The organism is Plantibacter sp. Leaf314 (assembly GCF_001423185.1).
Lineage (GTDB): Bacteria > Actinomycetota > Actinomycetes > Actinomycetales > Microbacteriaceae > Plantibacter.
In genome coordinates, this window is record NZ_LMOB01000002.1 from 144,067 (window position 1) to 160,699 (window position 16,633).

Sequence of the window (16,633 nt, forward strand, 5' to 3'; positions counted from 1 at the left end):
CCATGAGCATCCACCAGGACTCGAACGACCGGACCACCATCGACGGCGGTGTCACGCCGGCCCCCGTGCGGATCGACGGCATCCCCGTCGGCGGCGACGCCCCCGCCTACGTCATCGGCGAGATCGGCCTCAACCACAACGGCGACGTCGAACTCGCCAAGCGACTCATCGACGTCGCTGCGGACGCCGGCGCTCAGGCCGTCAAGTTCCAGAAGCGCACGCCGGAGATCTCGACCCCGGCACACATGCGCGACGTCCCGCGGCAGACGCCCTGGGGTGAGATGAGCTACCTGGAGTACCGCTACCGCGTCGAGTTCGACCGTGAGCAGTACATCGAGATCGGCGACCACGCCACCCTGCGGGGTCTCAGCTGGTTCGCCTCCCCCTGGGACGAGCCGTCCGTCGACTTCCTCGAGGACCTCGGTGTCAGTGCCCACAAGGTCGCGTCGGCCTCGGTGACCGACTCGGGGCTGCTGACCCGTCTCGCCGCCACGGGGAAGCCGATCATCCTCTCCACCGGGATGTCGACGCTCGAGCAGATCGACCGCGCCGTCGAGATCCTCGCCGGCTCCCCGCTCGTGATCCTCCACGCGACCTCCACCTACCCGCTGCCGCCCGAGGAGGCCAACCTCCGCATGATCGACAGCCTGGCGGCCCGGTATCCCGGTGTGCCCGTCGGCTACTCCGGGCACGAGACCGGACTGCAGATCTCCCTCGCCGCGGTCGCGCTCGGCGCGAAGGTCGTCGAACGACACATCACGCTCGACCGCGCCATGTGGGGATCCGACCACGCCGCCTCGCTCGAGCCGCACGGGTTCTCGAACCTCGTCCGCGACATCCGCGTCATCGAGACGGCGATGGGCGACGGCGTCAAGCGCATCTTCCCCGGCGAACTCGCACCGTTGGCGAAACTGCGCAGGGTCGATGCCTGATCACGGACCCCGCCGGCGGGTGATCGGGGTGGTGGACTCCGACTCCTTCGTGAAGTGGGGTGCCGCCACCCTGTCCCGAGCGACCGACTGGGACGTCGACCTCGTCCTGATCGAGAGCGACGTGTCGGCGACCGACCGCCAGGTGGACATCGCATTGCTCCACACGGCGTTCGAGGGGCGTTCCGTCCGTCGGTTGACGCTCCGCCAGTTGATCGCCTTCGTCGGATCCGAGCGCCCCGACGGCGTCTTCGTCTCGACCAGGGGGCCGGTCGCGGAGGTCGTCATCTCCGAGCTGCTCGCGCTGGGGCGCACCACCCGCCCGGTCCTCCTCACGGGTCTGCCGGGCATCTCCATCCCCGCGAAGTGGAAGGGGATCTTCCTCCGCGCCCAGGCGGACGTCTTCATCCTGCACAGCCACCGCGAGGTCGCGGCCTACCGGGAACTCGCCGCGGAGCACGGGGTCGAGCCGGCCTTCGCGCTCGCCACCCTGCCGTTCCTCGCCGTCGCCCCGACCCGGCCGCCCGCCGTCGACATCGATCCGGCACCACGGACCCGGGTCGTGTTCGCGGCGCAGGCGACCGTTCCGGCCGATCGCGGCGACCGGCTGCGGATCATCTCCTGGCTGCGGACCCTCGCGAACCGGCATCGGGACCTCGACGTCGTCATCAAGGTCCGAGGGCTCGCCGGCGACCCCCAGACGCATCACGAGCACTTCCCCTTCGACACCCTCCTCACCGGCCCGATCCCCACCAATCTCAGGGTCGCCACCGGGTCGATGGCCGTGCACCTCGGCCACGCGGCCGGTCTCGTCACGGTGAGCTCCACCGCGGCGATCGAGGCCGTGGCGGCCGGGGTCCCGGTCATCGTGCTCGACGACTTCGGCGTCGATCCGGCGCTCATCAACAGCGTCTTCGAGGGCAGTGGCCTGCTGGCGTCCAAAGATGAGCTCATGGCCGCGCGGTTCCGCCACCCGAACGAGGACTGGCTCCAGCAGAACTACTTCCACCCCGAAGAGGAGGACGACTGGATCGAACGGTCTGAGGTGGCCTTCGCCGCCCGCGACCGCGGTGTCCTGCCGATCCGCCCGCGGGCCCGACAGAGCCGGGGCGGCATGCTCCGCACGGGCTGGGAGCGACGCCGGGCGTTCGGTCGAGCCGACACGAGCGTCCTCGGGACGGTCGCCTTCGTCATCGGTCGGCCGATCCAGATCGCCCGCCGTCTGGTGCGCCGCGCGCGCGGCATCAGACCTGCCGAGCGGCGACCGATCCCGTCACGCCGGCTGGAGCCGATCGAACCGGAGCCGACCATGCGGGCTCCGCGTGGCGCCCGGCACCGGACGGCTCGCTGACGACCACGACGGCGGTGCCGCCCGATCAGGCGGTGCCACCGTCGACGGGAACAGCGCGACCCGGTCAGTTCGCGCCGACGGTGACCACGGGTGCGCCCGTGGAGCTGTCGTCGGCCGGCATCTCGGCGGCGAGCCGGTTGGCCTCTTGGATGAGCGTCGCGACGATCTCGGACTCCGGGACCGTCTTGATCACCTCACCCTTCACGAAGATCTGCCCCTTGCCGTTCCCGCTGGCGACGCCGAGGTCGGCTTCACGGGCCTCCCCCGGACCGTTCACGACACAGCCCATGACGGCGACGCGGAGTGGGACGCTCATCCCCTCCAGGCCGTCGGTGACGTCGTTCGCGAGCTTGTAGACGTCGACCTGGGCGCGTCCACAGCTCGGGCAGGAGACGATCTCGAGCTTCCGCTCGCGGAGGTTCAGCGACTGCAGGATCTGCAGGCCCACCTTGATCTCCTCCGCCGGCGGGGCCGAGAGCGACACACGGATGGTGTCGCCGATCCCTTCGGAGAGCAGGATGCCGAAAGCGGTCGCGCTCTTGATCGTGCCTTGGAACGACGGACCAGCCTCGGTCACGCCGAGGTGCAGGGGCCAGTCACCACGTTCCGCGAGGAGTCGGTAGGCCTTCACCATGACGACCGGGTCGTTGTGCTTGACCGAGATCTTGAAGTCGTGGAAGTCGTGCTCCTCGAAGAGGCTGGCCTCCCAGACGGCGCTCTCGACGAGGGCCTCCGGTGTGGCCTTGCCGTACTTCTGCAGCAAGCGTGGATCGAGGGAGCCGGCGTTGACGCCGATGCGGAGGGAGACACCGGCCGCCTTCGCCCGACGGGCGATCTCGCCGACCTGGTCGTCGAACTTCCGGATGTTGCCGGGATTGACCCTGACCGCCGCACAACCCGCGTCGATCGCCGCGTACACGTAGGCGGGCTGGAAGTGGATGTCGGCGATGACCGGGATCTGGCTCTTCTTCGCGATGATCGGCAACACCTCTGCGTCGTCGCGGGTCGGGACCGCGACGCGGACGATGTCGCAACCGGAGGCGGTGAGCTCCGCGATCTGCTGGAGGGTCGCGTTGATGTTCGTCGTCTGGGTCGTCGTCATCGACTGGACGCTCACCGGGGCGTCACCGCCGACGAGGACCTTGCCGACCTTGATCTGTCGCGACTTGCGTCGCGGGCTGAGCGTCTCGGGAACCGACGGAAGACCCAGATTGATAGCTACCACGAGCCTCAGCTTACGCGCGCGACGCCCCGCAGGCTCCCCGTGGGCTGAATGCCGGCTGGGACGTCGCGATCGGCGGTCAGCGGGTGGGCGGAGCCTCGCGGTTCGACCGCAGGACGCCGAGCCGTTCGCGGTACTCGGCCTCGTCCACCTCACCCTGGGCGAACCGCTCGGCGAGCAGTTGCTCGGCGCTCCGTGTCCCCTCATGACGCCAGGCCCACGGCGGCCCCTGGCGGCCGTCCGGAGACGTTCCGGCCCAGGCGCGGCGACGCCACCGTCGACCGACGAGCGCGACGACGAGGGCGATCACGGCGATCCAGAACACCGGGATGAGCGCGAGCCACAGGAGGTGGGACCCCGGCCCGTTCCAACCCGGGTGCATGGCGGTCGTGGCGAGCATGGTCAGGGAGGTGGACACGAGGGACTCCGTTCGTCGGGCGGGCGACGACGACCGTCGTCCGCATCACGACCTCGAGCCTCCTCCGGCGGTCGGCCGCACGCATCCGACGACGGGACCGTTCGCGGGACTCCCCGGGGAGTAGGCCGTGCTCCGCTCAGGAACCGGGGCTGACCAGCCCGGTCTCGTAGGCGATGACGACGAGCCTGACCCGATCACGCGCGGCCAACTTCGACATGATGCGCGACACGTGGGTCTTCGCGGTGAGCGGGCTGAGGAACAGGGCGCCGCCGATCTCCTCGTTGGTGAGGCCTCGCCCGACGAGCGCCAGCACCTCACGCTCGCGTTCCGTGAGGCCGACGATCGCTGCGTCGTCGAGCGGCGCCGCGATGACCCCGGCGACCTGGGTCAGGAGGCGTCTCGTGACCCCCGGCGACAGGAGGGCGTCACCCGACGCCACCACCCGGACCGCTCGGATGAGTTCGGCGGGCTCCGTGTCCTTCACCAGGAACCCACTCGCGCCGGCGCGGATGGCCTGCGCGACGTACTCGTCGAGCTCGAACGTGGTCACGACGATGATGCGGGTCGACCCCAGCGCCGGGTCGGCGACGATCAGCTCGGTCGCGGCGAGACCATCACCACCCGGCATCCTGATGTCCATGAGCACGACGTCCGGGTGCTCGCGACGGACCAGCTCGAGCGCCGCGTCGCCGGTCGCCGCCTCGCCGACGACCGCGATGTCGGGCTCGGCGTCGAGCAGGGCGCGGAACCCACCACGGATGAGCGCCTGATCGTCGGCGACGACCACGCGGATCATGCGACACCTCGCACCGGGACGCGCGCCTCGACACGGAACCCGCCGAGCGGGCCGCGTCCCGTCTCGAGCGTGCCGCCCAGGAGTTCGGCGCGCTCGGTCATCCCGAGCAGCCCGTTCCCGCGCTCCGCAGGACCCGGCGGCGCCCCGACCCCGTCGTCGGTCACGCACAGGCGGTACACACCGTCCGCTTCCACGAGTTCGATGGCGACCCGCCGTGCACGCGCATGCCGGAGGACGTTCGTGACGCTCTCCTGAGCGATGCGGTACAGCGCCGACTGCACGGCAGTGCCGGGCTGCGTGGTGAGGTGTTGCTCCAGCACCGCCTCGACACCCTGCTCGCGGAGGGCATCGGCGAGCAGCGGCAGCGCGGTGAGGTCCGGCCCCGGGCGGGTCGGCGCGCCGGTCGCCGGATCGGCCGAGCCGTCGGAGCCTCGGAGGACGTCGAGGAGTCCGCGCACCTCGTCGAGCGAGGCCGTGCTCGCCATCCTGATGTTGGTGAGCGCTTCCCTCGCACGTTCCGGCTGGGAGTCCATGAGGTGGAGCCCCATCCCGGCCTGCACGGCGATCTGCGCGAGCGAGTGCGCGATGACGTCGTGCAGGTCACGCGCGATGCGGACGCGCTCCTCCTGCGCGGCTGAGGCGCGGCGCTCCCCCTGGCGGATCCGGAACGCCTGGAGCTGTTCGCGCCGCGTCCGGAGGCCCTCGGCGAGGAGGACGGCGATCACGACGAGGACCGAGGTGACCCCGATCCGGAAACCGGACAGCCCCCAACCGACGGCGAGGGCAGCGGCCAGCGGGAGCACCCAGGCGAGCCCCAGCGAGAGGTAGGCCCAGCCGCGCGCCCCGCGGACGATCCCCGATCCGGCGGCGAACGCGAGGGCCACGGCCGGCGGTCCCCACACCGGGCCCGTGAGCATGGAGGCGCCAGAGAGGACGGCCACGACGGCGACCGTCGGGCCGGGCGATCGCCGGGCGGCGAGCAGGGCCAGGACGGCACCGAGCACCGTCAGCACGGCCGAGACGCGCGACCATGCGGAAGCGTCGGCTCCTGCGGCGAGTGAGCCATGGAGCGCGAGGGCGGCGGTCGCCGGCACCTGGACGACGAAGGAGACGACCACAGGAGCCCACAGCCGCCAGACGGGTCGGCCCTGGCGGATCAGCGGATCGCCGAAGCGACCGTCGCTTTGGCGCCCGTGCGCCGCGCTCGTCTCGACCGATGGCATCCCTGCATGGTACCCGCGGGCCTCGCCCGTGGCGTCGGCTCCGCGGTGCACGGTCCGTACTCCCCCGGGAGTACAACGTTCTCGGAGCACCCGGCCTACGGGCGCGTCGCGACTATCCGAAGAGGTTGACGGGCTTGACGATGTCCGCGTAGACGAGCAGGGCGCTCATGCCGCCCAGCACGATGACCACGCCGAAGGTCAGCGGGATCAGCTTCGCCGCGTCGACCGGGCCGGGATCACGGCGGCGGAAGACCTTCGCGACACCGCGCCGGAGGGCCTCCCACAGCGCTGCGGCGACGTGACCGCCGTCGAGGGGCAGCAGGGGGATGAGGTTGAAGACGAACAGCGCGACGTTGAGCGAGCCGAGGATGCCGAACACCGTGGCCGCCTTCGACGCGACCGGGATCTGGTCGAGGCTGACGACCTCACCGACGACCCGTCCGACGCCCACGACGCTCATCGGGCCGTTCGGATCGCGCTCCCCGGGACCGAAGGCCGCCTGCCCGACGTCGATGAGCCGTTGCGGCAGGTTGAGGATGATGTTCGCGGTGCGGGCGATGGTGTCGCCGACCGTCGGCAGGATGGCGGTGACCGGTTGAGCGACCATCTGCTGCTGCGGCGTGATCCCGACGAAGCCGACCTCGTGGGTCTTGGGCGAGCCGTCGGCGTTCGTCACGATCTTGCCGGTGTCGGCGTCCACGATGTCCCGCTCGAGGAGCAGCGGCGTCAGGGTGAGGTCCAGTCGTCCATCACCGCGGGCGACCTCGAGGGCGAGCGGCTCGCCGGGCGAGCGCTGCACCGCCGCCGACACCTCCGCGAAGGTGGTGACCGGGGTGCCCTGGATCGACAGGATCGTGTCTCCCGGCTTCAGGCCGGCTGCGGCGGCCGGGCTCTCCGGGTCGCCGGATGCGCAGCTCTGGCGTTCGCTCGTCGACGGCAGGACACATTCGTACACGGAGGTCAGCGTGCTGCTCTGCTGCGGCACACCGAACCCGGACACCGCGATGCCGATGAACAGGATGGCGAGCACGAGGTTCATCGTCGGACCGCCGAGCATCACGACGATCCGCTTCCAGACGGGCAGACGGTAGAAGGTGCGCTCCTCGTCGCCGGCGCCGATGGTGTCGGCGCTCGCCTCACGTGCGTCCTGAACGAGGGTGTCGAAGAAGCCGGTGCTCGCGTTCCGCGCGGCCTCGCCGGGCTGCTTCGGTGGGAACATGCCGATCATGGAGATGTACCCGCCGAGCGGGATCATCTTCACGCCGTACTCCGTCTCACCCTTCCGGCGCGACCAGATGGTGCGCCCGAATCCGATCATGTATTGGGTGACACGCACCCCGAACAGTTTCGCCGGCACGAGGTGACCGACCTCGTGCAGCCCGATGGACACGATGAGGCCCACGAGCACGATGACGATGCCGAGGATGTAGAGGAGGACGGTTTCCACGGCGCAACCTTACTCGCGCCAGGACGGCCCCGACTGCGCGCCGGCTGTGCGGACGCCCTGAGGGTCTGGACGGGCGACGAGGGGCGTCAACCGATCCGCTGCTGCGCGCGCGCCCTCGCCCAACGCTCCGCCTCGGCGAGCGCCTCCCGGGTGAGTTCGCCCTCGGGCGCCTCGTGGTCGTCCACGACCGCCCGCACGGTGTCGAGGATGCCGAGGTAGCCGAGTCGCCCGGCGTGGAACGCCTCGACCGCCTCCTCGTTCGCGGCGTTGAACACCGCCGGGTAGGTCCGGCCCTGTCCACCGACGAGCTTCGCGAGGCGCACCGCGGGGAACGCCTCGTGGTCGAGCGGTTCGAAGGTCCACTGCTGCGGCACGGTCCAGTCGAGCGGGACACCGACGCCGCCGACCCGGTTCGGCCAGTCGAGGCCGAGCGAGATGGGCAACCGCATGTCGGGCGGGGAGGCCTGTGCGATCGTCGAGCCGTCGACAAACTCGACCATCGAGTGGACGATCGACTGCGGGTGGACGGTGACCTCGATGCGGTCGTACGGGACGTCGAACAGCAGGTGCGCCTCGATCACCTCGAGGCCCTTGTTGACGAGGGTCGAGGAGTTGGTGGTCACGACGAGGCCCATGTCCCAGGTGGGGTGGGCGAGGGCCTCTGCCGGGGTGACATCGGCCAGCGAGGCACGGTCCCGACCACGGAACGGACCGCCCGAGGCGGTCAACACGAGCCGACGGACCTCCGCCGGGGTGCCCGAGCGGAGCGCCTGGGCGATCGCCGAATGTTCGGAGTCGACCGGCACGATCTGGCCGGGAGCCGCGATGCGTCGGACGAGGTCGCCGCCGACGATGAGTGACTCCTTGTTCGCCAGCGCGAGCGTCCGACCGGTCTCGAGGGCCGCGAGCGTCGGTCCGAGCCCGATGGAACCCGTGATGCCGTTGAGCACCACGTCGGCGTCGACGCTCCGGATCAGCCGTTCGGCGTCGTCCGCTCCCAGGGCGGTGTCGTCGACGTGGAACGCGGCGGCCTGTTCGGCGAGCAACTCGGCGTTGGAGCCGGCGGTCAGGCCGACCACCTCGAAGCGGTCGCGGTCGCCACGGATGACGTCCAGCGCTTGCGTACCGATCGAGCCGGTGGATCCGAGGATGATGACGCGTCTCACGCCGGTCAGTCTACGGCGGTGGGCGGTGGGACGGTCAGCCTGCTGCCGGCGCGGTGGTGCTGCTCGCGTCGAGGATGTCGATCACGAACACGATCGTGTCGTCGGCCTCGATACCGGCCTGGCTGTTGCCACCGGCCGGCCCGTACCCGAGGTCGGGCGGGATGACCGCGACGATCTGCGAGCCGATGTGCTGGCCGGCGATCGCGCTCGAGAAGCCCTGCACCACGGCGGACAGCTGGAAGTTCGTCGGCCCGTTGCCCCAGCTCTCGTCGAAGACCTCGCCCGTCCGCCAGTTGACGCCCTGGTAGTTGATGATGACCTCGGCGTCGGGCTGGACCACCGCGCCGTCGCCCTGTTTGAGGACCGCGACCTGCAGCTCGGCCGGGGCCGCCGCCTCGGGGATCGTCACCGTCGGCCGGCCTGCGGAGTCGAGTTCGACCGCCGGCATCCCGGCGACGGGCTCCTGCGGAACGCCGTCCGCCTTCGCGTCGCTGTGGACCGTGCTGAGCACGTCGGCCACCACGACGAGGGGCTGGTCGGCCTGGACCGTGCCGTCGCTCGAGCCCGCCGAACCGAATCCGTCACCGGCGGTCACGAAGGCCGCGACCCGCGTGCCGACCGTCGTGCACTCGACCGCGCGGACGAGGCCCTTCAAGTACTTCTGGTCGTTGACCACGATCGCCGTCGCCGGGCTCGCGCCGTAGGCGGTCTGCGCGACGATGGAGCCCGTGACGGCGTTGTAGATCGACATCTCGACGAACGTCGTGTCGCCCGGATCGACGCGCTCGCCGTCGCCCTTCGCGACGATCGTGCGCTCGGTCGTCTCCGCCGAGAGGGTGCCCTTCGCGAAGGTGACCTCCGGGATCCGGCCGAAGTCGCCGCTCACCGAGATCGCCTTGGAGGCGGTGCCTGCGCTCGTGTCGGCGCATTCCCCCGGACCGGCCAGCGCCTGCGACTGCGACGTCGCCGAACTGCAGGCCGTCAGCGACACGAGGGACGCGATGACGGCCAGGAGGGAGAGGCTCTTGCGCACAGGGGAACTTTCGGTCGTTGCTGAGGGGTCGGTCCAGTCTCACCCACGAGGCTCCATGCTGGCTGACAGCGCGCCGAGCATCTCGGGTGCACCGCCGCCAGGCCAGTATGCCGACCCACGCATGCGTCCGCGAGTACAGTCGTCCGCATGGCCGATGAGGAGCAGACGCAGCGACGCGCCCGGGAATCGTCGGAGACGCAACCGGCCGAGGCCGCGGAACCGACCTCCAAGCCCGGACTCGTCTACTACGTCGGGCGGGCCGTGTTGAACACCACGGCGAAGTTGCTCTACCGCCCGAAGATCATCGGCCGGAAGAATGTGCCGAAGCGCGGCCCGGTGATCCTCGCGAGCAACCACCTCTCGTTCATCGACAGCATCGCGATCCCCATCAGTGCGCCTCGACGCGTGCAGTTCCTCGCGAAGTCGGACTACTTCACCGGCCGGGGACTGAAGGGCTGGGTCTCGCGCACCTTCTTCACCTCGATCGGCGCCGTGGGCGTCGAACGCGGCGTCGGACAGGCCGCCCAGGAGGCCCTCGACCAGGGACGGCGGATCCTCGAGGGCGGAGACGCCTTCGCGATCTACCCCGAGGGCACCCGATCACTCGACGGACGTCTGTACCGCGGCAGGACCGGGGTCGCCTGGCTGGCGCTCACCACCGGCGCGACCGTGGTGCCCGTCGGCCTCATCGGCACCGACGAGCTCATGCCGGTCGGCACGACGATCCCGAAGTTCAAACCCGTCACCGTGATCTTCGGTGAGCCGATCGACGTGAGTCACCACGGTGCCGCTGAGTCAGGGCGCGCACGCCGGAAGGCGACCGACGAGATCATGTCCGCGATCCACGCCCTCACGGGGCAGGAACTCGCGAACGCCTACAACGAGTCGCCGCCGGCGGACGCCGTCGAGCGGATCAAGCGAGCCCTGCGCCCCGAGCGACTCTGAGTCGCGGCATCGGACCGTGCGGTGCGCCGCCGGCCGGCGGCGGCCAGTCGGTCAGACGGCGTCGTCGGATCCCGCGACGACGATCGTCGGCTCGTGCCGCACCGGGAAGTTCACCGAGTTGGCGATGAAGCACAGCTCGTTCGCCCTGGCGTGCCCGGCCCTCGCGGCGTCGACCATCGAGTGGTCCGCGACGGTCACGCGCGGCCGGAGGACGACTTCGGTGAAGGCACCGCTGCCCGCACCGTCCTCGACCATGGTGCCGACGGCGTCGTCCGTATAGGCCGTCACGACGACACCGAGGGTCACCGCGACGTGCAGGTACGACAACAGATGGCACTGGGCGAGGGACGCGAGGAGCAACTCCTCCGGATTCCACCGGGCAGGGTCGCCCCGGAACGGCCGGTCGGCGGAACCCTCGAGATCGTGTTTGCCGACCGCGGTGACGGTGAGCTCCCTGGAGTAGTCGCGGTAGCCGCTCGTACCTGTTCCGAGGTCGCCGTCCCAGCGGACACCGATGGCGTAGTCGTGGTGGCCGGAGATCATGCCACCAGTATCCCACTGGCCTGCCCGCCGGGGGCCCGCCCAGCGGCTCCGGTGTCAGGAGGTCGCGCTACGCTGGAGGACTATGACTGACACGCTCGACACCACGAACCAGACGTCCGCCTCCGCCCCCAGCGTGACGCAGGAGCGTCGGATCGTGACGGCCGTTCCGGGGCCCCGCTCACAGGAGCTGCACGCTCGCCGGACCGCTGTCGTGTCCGACGGCGTGTCGAGCGTCCTGCCCGTCTACATCGAGCGGGCGCACGGCGCGATCGTGGTCGACGTCGACGGCAACCAGTTCATCGACCTCGGGGCCGGCATCGGCGTCACCACGATCGGGCACACCGAGTCGTCCGTCGTCGGCGCCGTCCAGGACCAGGCGGCCGACGTCCTCCACACGCTCTTCACGATCACGCCCTACGAGGAGTACGTGCGGGTCGCCGAGCTCCTCGCCGAGCACACCCCCGGCGACTTCCCGAAGAAGTCCGTGCTCGTCAACTCCGGCGCCGAAGCCGTCGAGAACGGTGTCAAGATCGCGCGGAAGTACACCGGTCGCCGCGCCGTCGCGGTGCTCGACCACGGCTACCACGGGCGTACCAACCTGACGATGGCCATGAACTACAAGGCGGCCCCGTACGCCACCGGCTACGGACCGTTCGCCGGCGACGTCTACCACGCACCCAACTCCTACCCGTACCACGACGGCCTCAGCGGCACGGCGGCAGCGGCGCGCACCATCGCCTACCTCGAGAAGCGCATCGGCGCGACGGACCTGGCCTGCCTGGTCGTCGAACCGATCCAGGGCGAGGGTGGCTTCGTCGTGCCCGCCGAGGGCTACCTGCCCGCCCTGCAGGAGTGGTGCACCGCCAACGGCGTCGTGTTCATCGCCGACGAGATCCAGAGCGGCATGGCCCGCACCGGCGAGTACTTCGCCAGCTCCCACTTCGGCCTCGTCCCGGACCTGGTGCTGAGCGCCAAGGGCATCGCCGGCGGCCTCCCCCTCGCCGCGGTGACCGGGCGCGCCGAGATCATGGACGCGAGCCAGCCCGGCGGGCTCGGCGGCACCTTCGGCGGCAACCCGGTCGCGTGCGCCGCCTCGGTGGCGGTCTTCGAATCGATCGAGTCCCGCGGCCTGCTCGCCGAGGCCGACCGCATCGGCGCGACGCTCACGGCAGCCCTGCTCGAGCTGCAGCGGAAGTACGACATCATCGGCGACGTCCGCGGCATCGGCGCGATGATCGCCATGGAGCTGGTCCAGCCCGGCACGGGCGACACCACGAAGGAGCCGAACGCGGCGGCGGTCAGTGCCATCGCGGCCGCGGCCGCCCAGCAGGGTGTGCTCGTCCTCACGGCCGGCACCTACGGCAACGTCCTCCGCTTCCTCCCGAGCCTCGCGGTCTCCGACGAGCTCATCGCCGACGCGATGACCGTCATCGACCAGGCGCTCGCGGCGCTGTGAGCACGGCGGCCCCGCAGACCTTCGGCGTCGAGGACGCCGTCGAGCTCGCCGTCGTCGAACGCAGCGGTTTCGTCGAGTCGAGGCACGCCGGTTCGGCGATCGTCCTCGGGCCGGAAGGCGAGGTGCTCGCAAGCCTCGGCACGCCGAGTGCGCCGGTCTTCCCCCGCTCCTGCCTGAAGCCGTTCCAGGCGATCACGATCATCAACGCGGGCGTCTCGCTCGAGGGCGCACAAGCCGTGCTCGCCACCGCGAGCCACGCCGGTACGCGCAAGCACGTCCAGGTCGTCCGGAGCATGCTCGGACGCGCTCGCATCGAGGACTCGGCGCTGCAGTGTCCGGCCGACTGGCCGGGCGACCGCTCCTCGCGCGACGAGCTCGTCCGCGACGGACTCGGCACAAGTCCTCTGTACATGAACTGTTCCGGGAAGCACGCTGCCATGCTGCTCGCCTGTGCGCAGAACGGCTGGGATCAGGCGACGTACCTCGATCCCGAGCACCCGCTGCAGCTCGCTGTCCGTGACACCATCGAGCGGTTCACCGGCGAGAAGCCGGCCGCGAGCGGCGTCGACGGTTGCGGTGCCCCCGTGCACGCGATCTCCCTCACCGGGCTCGCGCGCGGCATCGGGCGCGTCGTCAACTCATCGCCGACCTCGCCGTTCGCCTTGTACCGGAACGCCGGGCTGCTCACCGCGGCGGTCCTCGCCGACGGCTGGGCGCTCGACGGTCCGGGCCGAGCGAACACCCTCGTCATCGAACGCCTCGGCGTGTTCGCCAAGCTCGGCGCCGAGGGCGTCATGGTCATGTCGGTCCCGGGTGGCGCGACCGTGGCACTCAAGGTGCTCGACGGCTCGCTCCGGGTCTCGACGATCGTGGCCCTGCGACTGCTCGTCTCGGTCGGCGCGCTCGACGCGGCGGCCGTCGACGCTCTCGAACCCGAGCTCGACCTCGCCGTCCACGGCGGCGCAGCGGTCGTCGGTCGCATCACCGTCACCGCCGTCTGATCACCGTCGGGGCCGGTCTGCTCGGCGGGTGATTCAGTCATCGAGCAGATCGACCCGTCGGGTCGGCTCGCCGGCGCGCCACCACCAGGCCCGACCGCTCGCGTAGCCGAGCAGTGGCGGCAGCTCCCGGCTCCGCGTCACCTGCCGGAAGTCCGCGGCCGAACAGGCGTGGATCACGAGGTCCGCCCGCGCCACCCGCGGCGGCAGGTCCCGCCCGACCACCAGTCGACCCGACGACCACGTCTCCGGGTCGACGAGCACGATCACGGCCGCTGGATCGTCGTGTCGGAACGCATCGTTCCGGTTCCCCGCGACCATCGGGTGCGGGAACGGTTCTGCCGCCGGTTCGATCAGCCGCACCTCGGCGTGCGAGGTGTCGCGCTGCTGCAGCGCCGAACGCAGCACACCCGGTGCGCGGGTCACGACGACCGTCGTACTGCCGGGTGCAGGCCGCCACCGGTGGGCATCGGTCATGGGTGCCCCGTGCGGCAGCGGTGACGTGATCGCGATCTGCACCTCCGCGTCCTGCCAGTGAGCGCGTCCGGCCGGGCGCCGCGGGTCGAAGCAACTCGCGGGCGCGCCGGCGACGAGATGATCCTGACGATCCGCGAGCCGCAGCACCACGGTGCTGTCCAGGTGAGCCGAGAAGCGATGGACCACGCCGCCGACCCGCGAGGCCACCAGGACGACGCTGACCCCGCGGCGTCCGCCATCGCGGAGGAGGGTCAGGATCGCCTCGCGGAGCGCGGCTCCGTGCTCGTCTCCGGCGGTCGCCAGCAGCGACTCGACGTCGTCGACGAGCAGCAGGATCCTCTCAGGCGGGCGGAGCGGTTCGGCCAGCGCCATGATGACGTCCCAGCCCTGCTCGGCATCGTGCGCCACGCGCTCGACCCGCCATCGACCTCGTGCCGAGGCCTCGACCGTGTCCAGGAAGGACGTCCGGCCGGAGCGTCCGGCACCGAGGACCAGCAATGATCCGTCGGTCGACGGCCGCCAGATCGCCGGTCGTTGTGCCTGCTCCTCGGGAAGGTCGGCGAGTCCGAAGACGATGCCCTCACCATCCGTCTCGTCGCCGGTGCGCGTCTGGCCGTCGGTCCGGCCGGAATCCAGTGCGAGGACGGCCTGCAGCGGGAGGCTGAACGGGAGCGGATCCAACCAGGGACGTCGAGGGCGGGGCGCGTGGCGCCAGCGTTCGCGCACCGCCGTGAGATCACCAGGACTCGTGACGGCGGCTTGGAAGACGACCCGCCCCTCGCCGTTCCAGACGATGCAGCGACCAGGTGTCCCTGCGGGGAGTGCAGCGGCGTCAGCCACGCCGAGGATCGCCGTGCTGTCCTGGCGGGAGGTGACCCTGAGCGAGAGGCGCAGGGTGCAGTTGGCGAGGATGGCGTCGGCCGCGACGGCCGCCGGACGCTGGCTGCAGAGGATCAGATGGAGTCCGAGCGATCGACCACGCGCGGCGAGGTCTGCGAAGACCTGGTGCAAGTGTGGGCTCGCGTCCAGGAGCGCTTGGAACTCGTCCACCACCACCACGAGCCGCGCCGGTCGATCGTCGGGCGCGAGGGCGCTGTCCAGGAGATGGCGAGCCCCGAACCGTGCGAGGATCCGCTCCCGGTGCCGGAGTTCCGCGCGGAGACTCGACACGACCCGTTCCGCGGCACCCGGCTCGAGGTCGGTCACCATGCCCACCACGTGCGGCAGTGATTCGACGGCACCGAACGAGGCGCCACCCTTGCAGTCGACCAGCAGCAACGAGAGCTCCCGTGGTGAGGACCGTGCGGCGAGCGCCGTGATCCAGGTGATCAACAGCTCGCTCTTCCCGCTCCCCGTCGTGCCGCCGACCAGGGCATGCGGTCCGTCCGCCGCGAGGTCGAGGGTCACCTCGCCGTCCGTTCCGAGCCCGATGGGGACACGGAGTGCGTCGGGTGCCCAGCCTGCCTCATCATGCGGGCGCCGCCCCCGGACCGGACCCACCTCCTCGAAGGCGACGTTCGACGGCAGGCTCGAGAGCATCGGGGACTCCCCCGTCGTCAGCGCGGCCGCGGCGAGCGCACCGACGAGGTGCTGTGCCTCGGCCTCGGCCAGGAGTGTCGGGGCCACGGTGACGGACGGCGATGCTCCGGTTCCGTCGGCCAGTGTCGTCCGCCCGTCGGCATCGAGGACGAGGAGGTGCCGGCATCTCGTCGGGAGGAGTTCGATCGTGTCGGACAGCGCGACGAGCACGCCACCGGCTGGAGGGCGTCCCACCTGACGGGCCGGCGTGGCGGTGCCTGTCTGCCACCGTTCAGAGATCGAGACCCTGACGGACTCGACGTCGCGCCCGCTCTGGAACGGGTCGACCGCGATCGCCGCCGATCGGTGTGGCAGGTCGTCGAGGAAGGCCCAAGGTGCGCCCTCGACGTCGGAACCGGGGGCGGCGTCACGGGTGAACTCGGCCGCATGCGGGGGCAGCTGACGGCCGAGTTGGACCAGGATGCTGCGAGCCACCGCACGAGCAAGCACCCTCCCGCCGACGATGCCGATCCCCTCGGCCGCGTCGACGACGACGGGCGCGTCCGGGAGCCGCGCCGCCCACGCCCATCGCTCGTCGTCGGCCGCGGCGTCGACTCGGACGGAGCTGGCGGTCTCGCCGCGGCCGACGCTCACCAGGGTTCGTCGGTGGTCGGGGACGCGCCATCGTGCGCGGTCCGGGCCGTCGAGGAGCTCGAGCGACCGACCCGCCGGATGCAGGGTGCGCAGCTCCTCGCGTTCCACGGCGTGGGCTCGCTCGATCTCGCGCTCCAGTTCGTCGGCGGCAAGGCGATAGGCGGCTCGCGCCCGTCGCCCACGCCGACGGCGCGTCCAACGCGCGTCGACGAACCCGGCGACGGCGATCAGGGGACCGAGCGCGGCGAAGACGAGCGTGACCGGTGATCGGGTGATGGCGAACAGGGCGAGCGACCCGACGACGGGCGCGATGCTCGCGAGGATCGGGAGCGAACCGGACGCCGCCTCCTCCGGCTTGCGCGGCGCGTGCAGCCGGGCCGGGGGTGTGGTGGTCCGGTGCGATGCGATCGCCGAAGCGGTGACGTCTGTGGGGCTCATGGTCCCAGTGCAGCACGGC

The 16,633-nt window shown here is 71.0% G+C and carries 14 protein-coding genes; 5 read left to right on the forward strand and 9 right to left on the reverse strand.

Translation table 11 applies throughout. From position 1 onward, the window contains the following. Nucleotides 1-2 precede the first annotated feature (2 nt). Both ASF68_RS13945 and ASF68_RS13950 read left to right on the forward strand, forming a co-directional pair. Entirely contained in the window at nt 3-932 is a 930-nt protein-coding gene (locus tag ASF68_RS13945) for an N-acetylneuraminate synthase family protein (protein WP_082498688.1), read from the forward strand. Beyond that, entirely contained in the window at nt 925-2,280 is a 1,356-nt protein-coding gene (locus ASF68_RS13950; RefSeq protein WP_157580029.1) for a DUF6716 putative glycosyltransferase, read from the forward strand. The genes ASF68_RS13945 and ASF68_RS13950 overlap by 8 nt, the downstream gene beginning before the upstream one ends. Nucleotides 2,281-2,344: 64 nt before the next feature. Here the strand turns inward: ASF68_RS13950 and ispG are convergent, their stop codons facing one another. The 7 genes from ispG to ASF68_RS13985 all read right to left on the reverse strand — a co-directional run bounded on the left by ispG (nt 2,345) and on the right by ASF68_RS13985 (nt 9,585). Next, nucleotides 2,345-3,505, reverse strand: a complete 1,161-nt coding sequence (ispG, locus tag ASF68_RS13955) for a flavodoxin-dependent (E)-4-hydroxy-3-methylbut-2-enyl-diphosphate synthase (protein WP_056012355.1) — start codon at nt 3,503-3,505, stop codon at nt 2,345-2,347. A 76-nt stretch (nt 3,506-3,581) separates the two neighbouring features. Continuing rightward, a complete protein-coding gene (locus ASF68_RS13960; protein ID WP_235526831.1) occupies nt 3,582-3,920 on the reverse strand; it encodes an SHOCT domain-containing protein in 339 nt (112 codons plus the stop codon). A gap of 136 nt (nt 3,921-4,056) precedes the next feature. Next, complete coding sequence (locus tag ASF68_RS13965) at nt 4,057-4,716, reverse strand: response regulator transcription factor (protein WP_056012362.1); 660 nt, start codon at nt 4,714-4,716, stop codon at nt 4,057-4,059. Next, nucleotides 4,713-5,939, reverse strand: a complete 1,227-nt coding sequence (locus tag ASF68_RS13970) for a sensor histidine kinase (protein WP_056012364.1) — start codon at nt 5,937-5,939, stop codon at nt 4,713-4,715. The genes ASF68_RS13965 and ASF68_RS13970 overlap by 4 nt, the downstream gene beginning before the upstream one ends. 112 nt (nt 5,940-6,051) lie before the next feature. Further along, a complete protein-coding gene (locus ASF68_RS13975; RefSeq protein ID WP_056012367.1) occupies nt 6,052-7,386 on the reverse strand; it encodes an RIP metalloprotease in 1,335 nt (444 codons plus the stop codon). An 86-nt stretch (nt 7,387-7,472) separates the two neighbouring features. After that, nucleotides 7,473-8,552 (reverse strand): 1-deoxy-D-xylulose-5-phosphate reductoisomerase, encoded by a 1,080-nt coding sequence (locus tag ASF68_RS13980; protein ID WP_056012370.1) that lies wholly within the window; start codon nt 8,550-8,552, stop codon nt 7,473-7,475. A gap of 34 nt (nt 8,553-8,586) precedes the next feature. Beyond that, the gene (locus ASF68_RS13985; RefSeq protein WP_056012373.1) at nt 8,587-9,585 is read right to left on the reverse strand and encodes an FKBP-type peptidyl-prolyl cis-trans isomerase; all 999 of its coding nucleotides are present in this window, start codon (nt 9,583-9,585) and stop codon (nt 8,587-8,589) included. A 147-nt stretch (nt 9,586-9,732) separates the two neighbouring features. Here ASF68_RS13985 and ASF68_RS13990 point away from each other — a divergent pair, with 147 nt between their 5' ends. After that, entirely contained in the window at nt 9,733-10,530 is a 798-nt protein-coding gene (locus ASF68_RS13990; protein WP_056012376.1) for a 1-acyl-sn-glycerol-3-phosphate acyltransferase, read from the forward strand. 51 nt (nt 10,531-10,581) lie between these two features. Here the strand turns inward: ASF68_RS13990 and ASF68_RS13995 are convergent, their stop codons facing one another. Further along, nucleotides 10,582-11,073: an OsmC family protein gene (locus ASF68_RS13995; RefSeq protein ID WP_369796486.1), complete on the reverse strand. Its 492-nt coding sequence runs from the start codon at nt 11,071-11,073 to the stop codon at nt 10,582-10,584. 82 nt (nt 11,074-11,155) lie between these two features. Between ASF68_RS13995 and gabT the strand changes: the two genes are divergently transcribed. Together gabT and ASF68_RS14005 are read left to right on the forward strand one after the other, a co-directional pair. After that, nucleotides 11,156-12,529: a 4-aminobutyrate--2-oxoglutarate transaminase gene (gene gabT / locus ASF68_RS14000; protein ID WP_056012379.1), complete on the forward strand. Its 1,374-nt coding sequence runs from the start codon at nt 11,156-11,158 to the stop codon at nt 12,527-12,529. Next, nucleotides 12,526-13,530, forward strand: coding sequence for an asparaginase (locus ASF68_RS14005; protein ID WP_056012382.1), 1,005 nt, complete (start codon nt 12,526-12,528; stop codon nt 13,528-13,530). The genes gabT and ASF68_RS14005 overlap by 4 nt, the downstream gene beginning before the upstream one ends. A gap of 33 nt (nt 13,531-13,563) precedes the next feature. Here ASF68_RS14005 and ASF68_RS14010 read toward each other — a convergent pair whose 3' ends face one another. Continuing rightward, nucleotides 13,564-16,614: an FtsK/SpoIIIE domain-containing protein gene (locus ASF68_RS14010; protein WP_056012385.1), complete on the reverse strand. Its 3,051-nt coding sequence runs from the start codon at nt 16,612-16,614 to the stop codon at nt 13,564-13,566. Nucleotides 16,615-16,633: the final 19 nt, after the last annotated feature.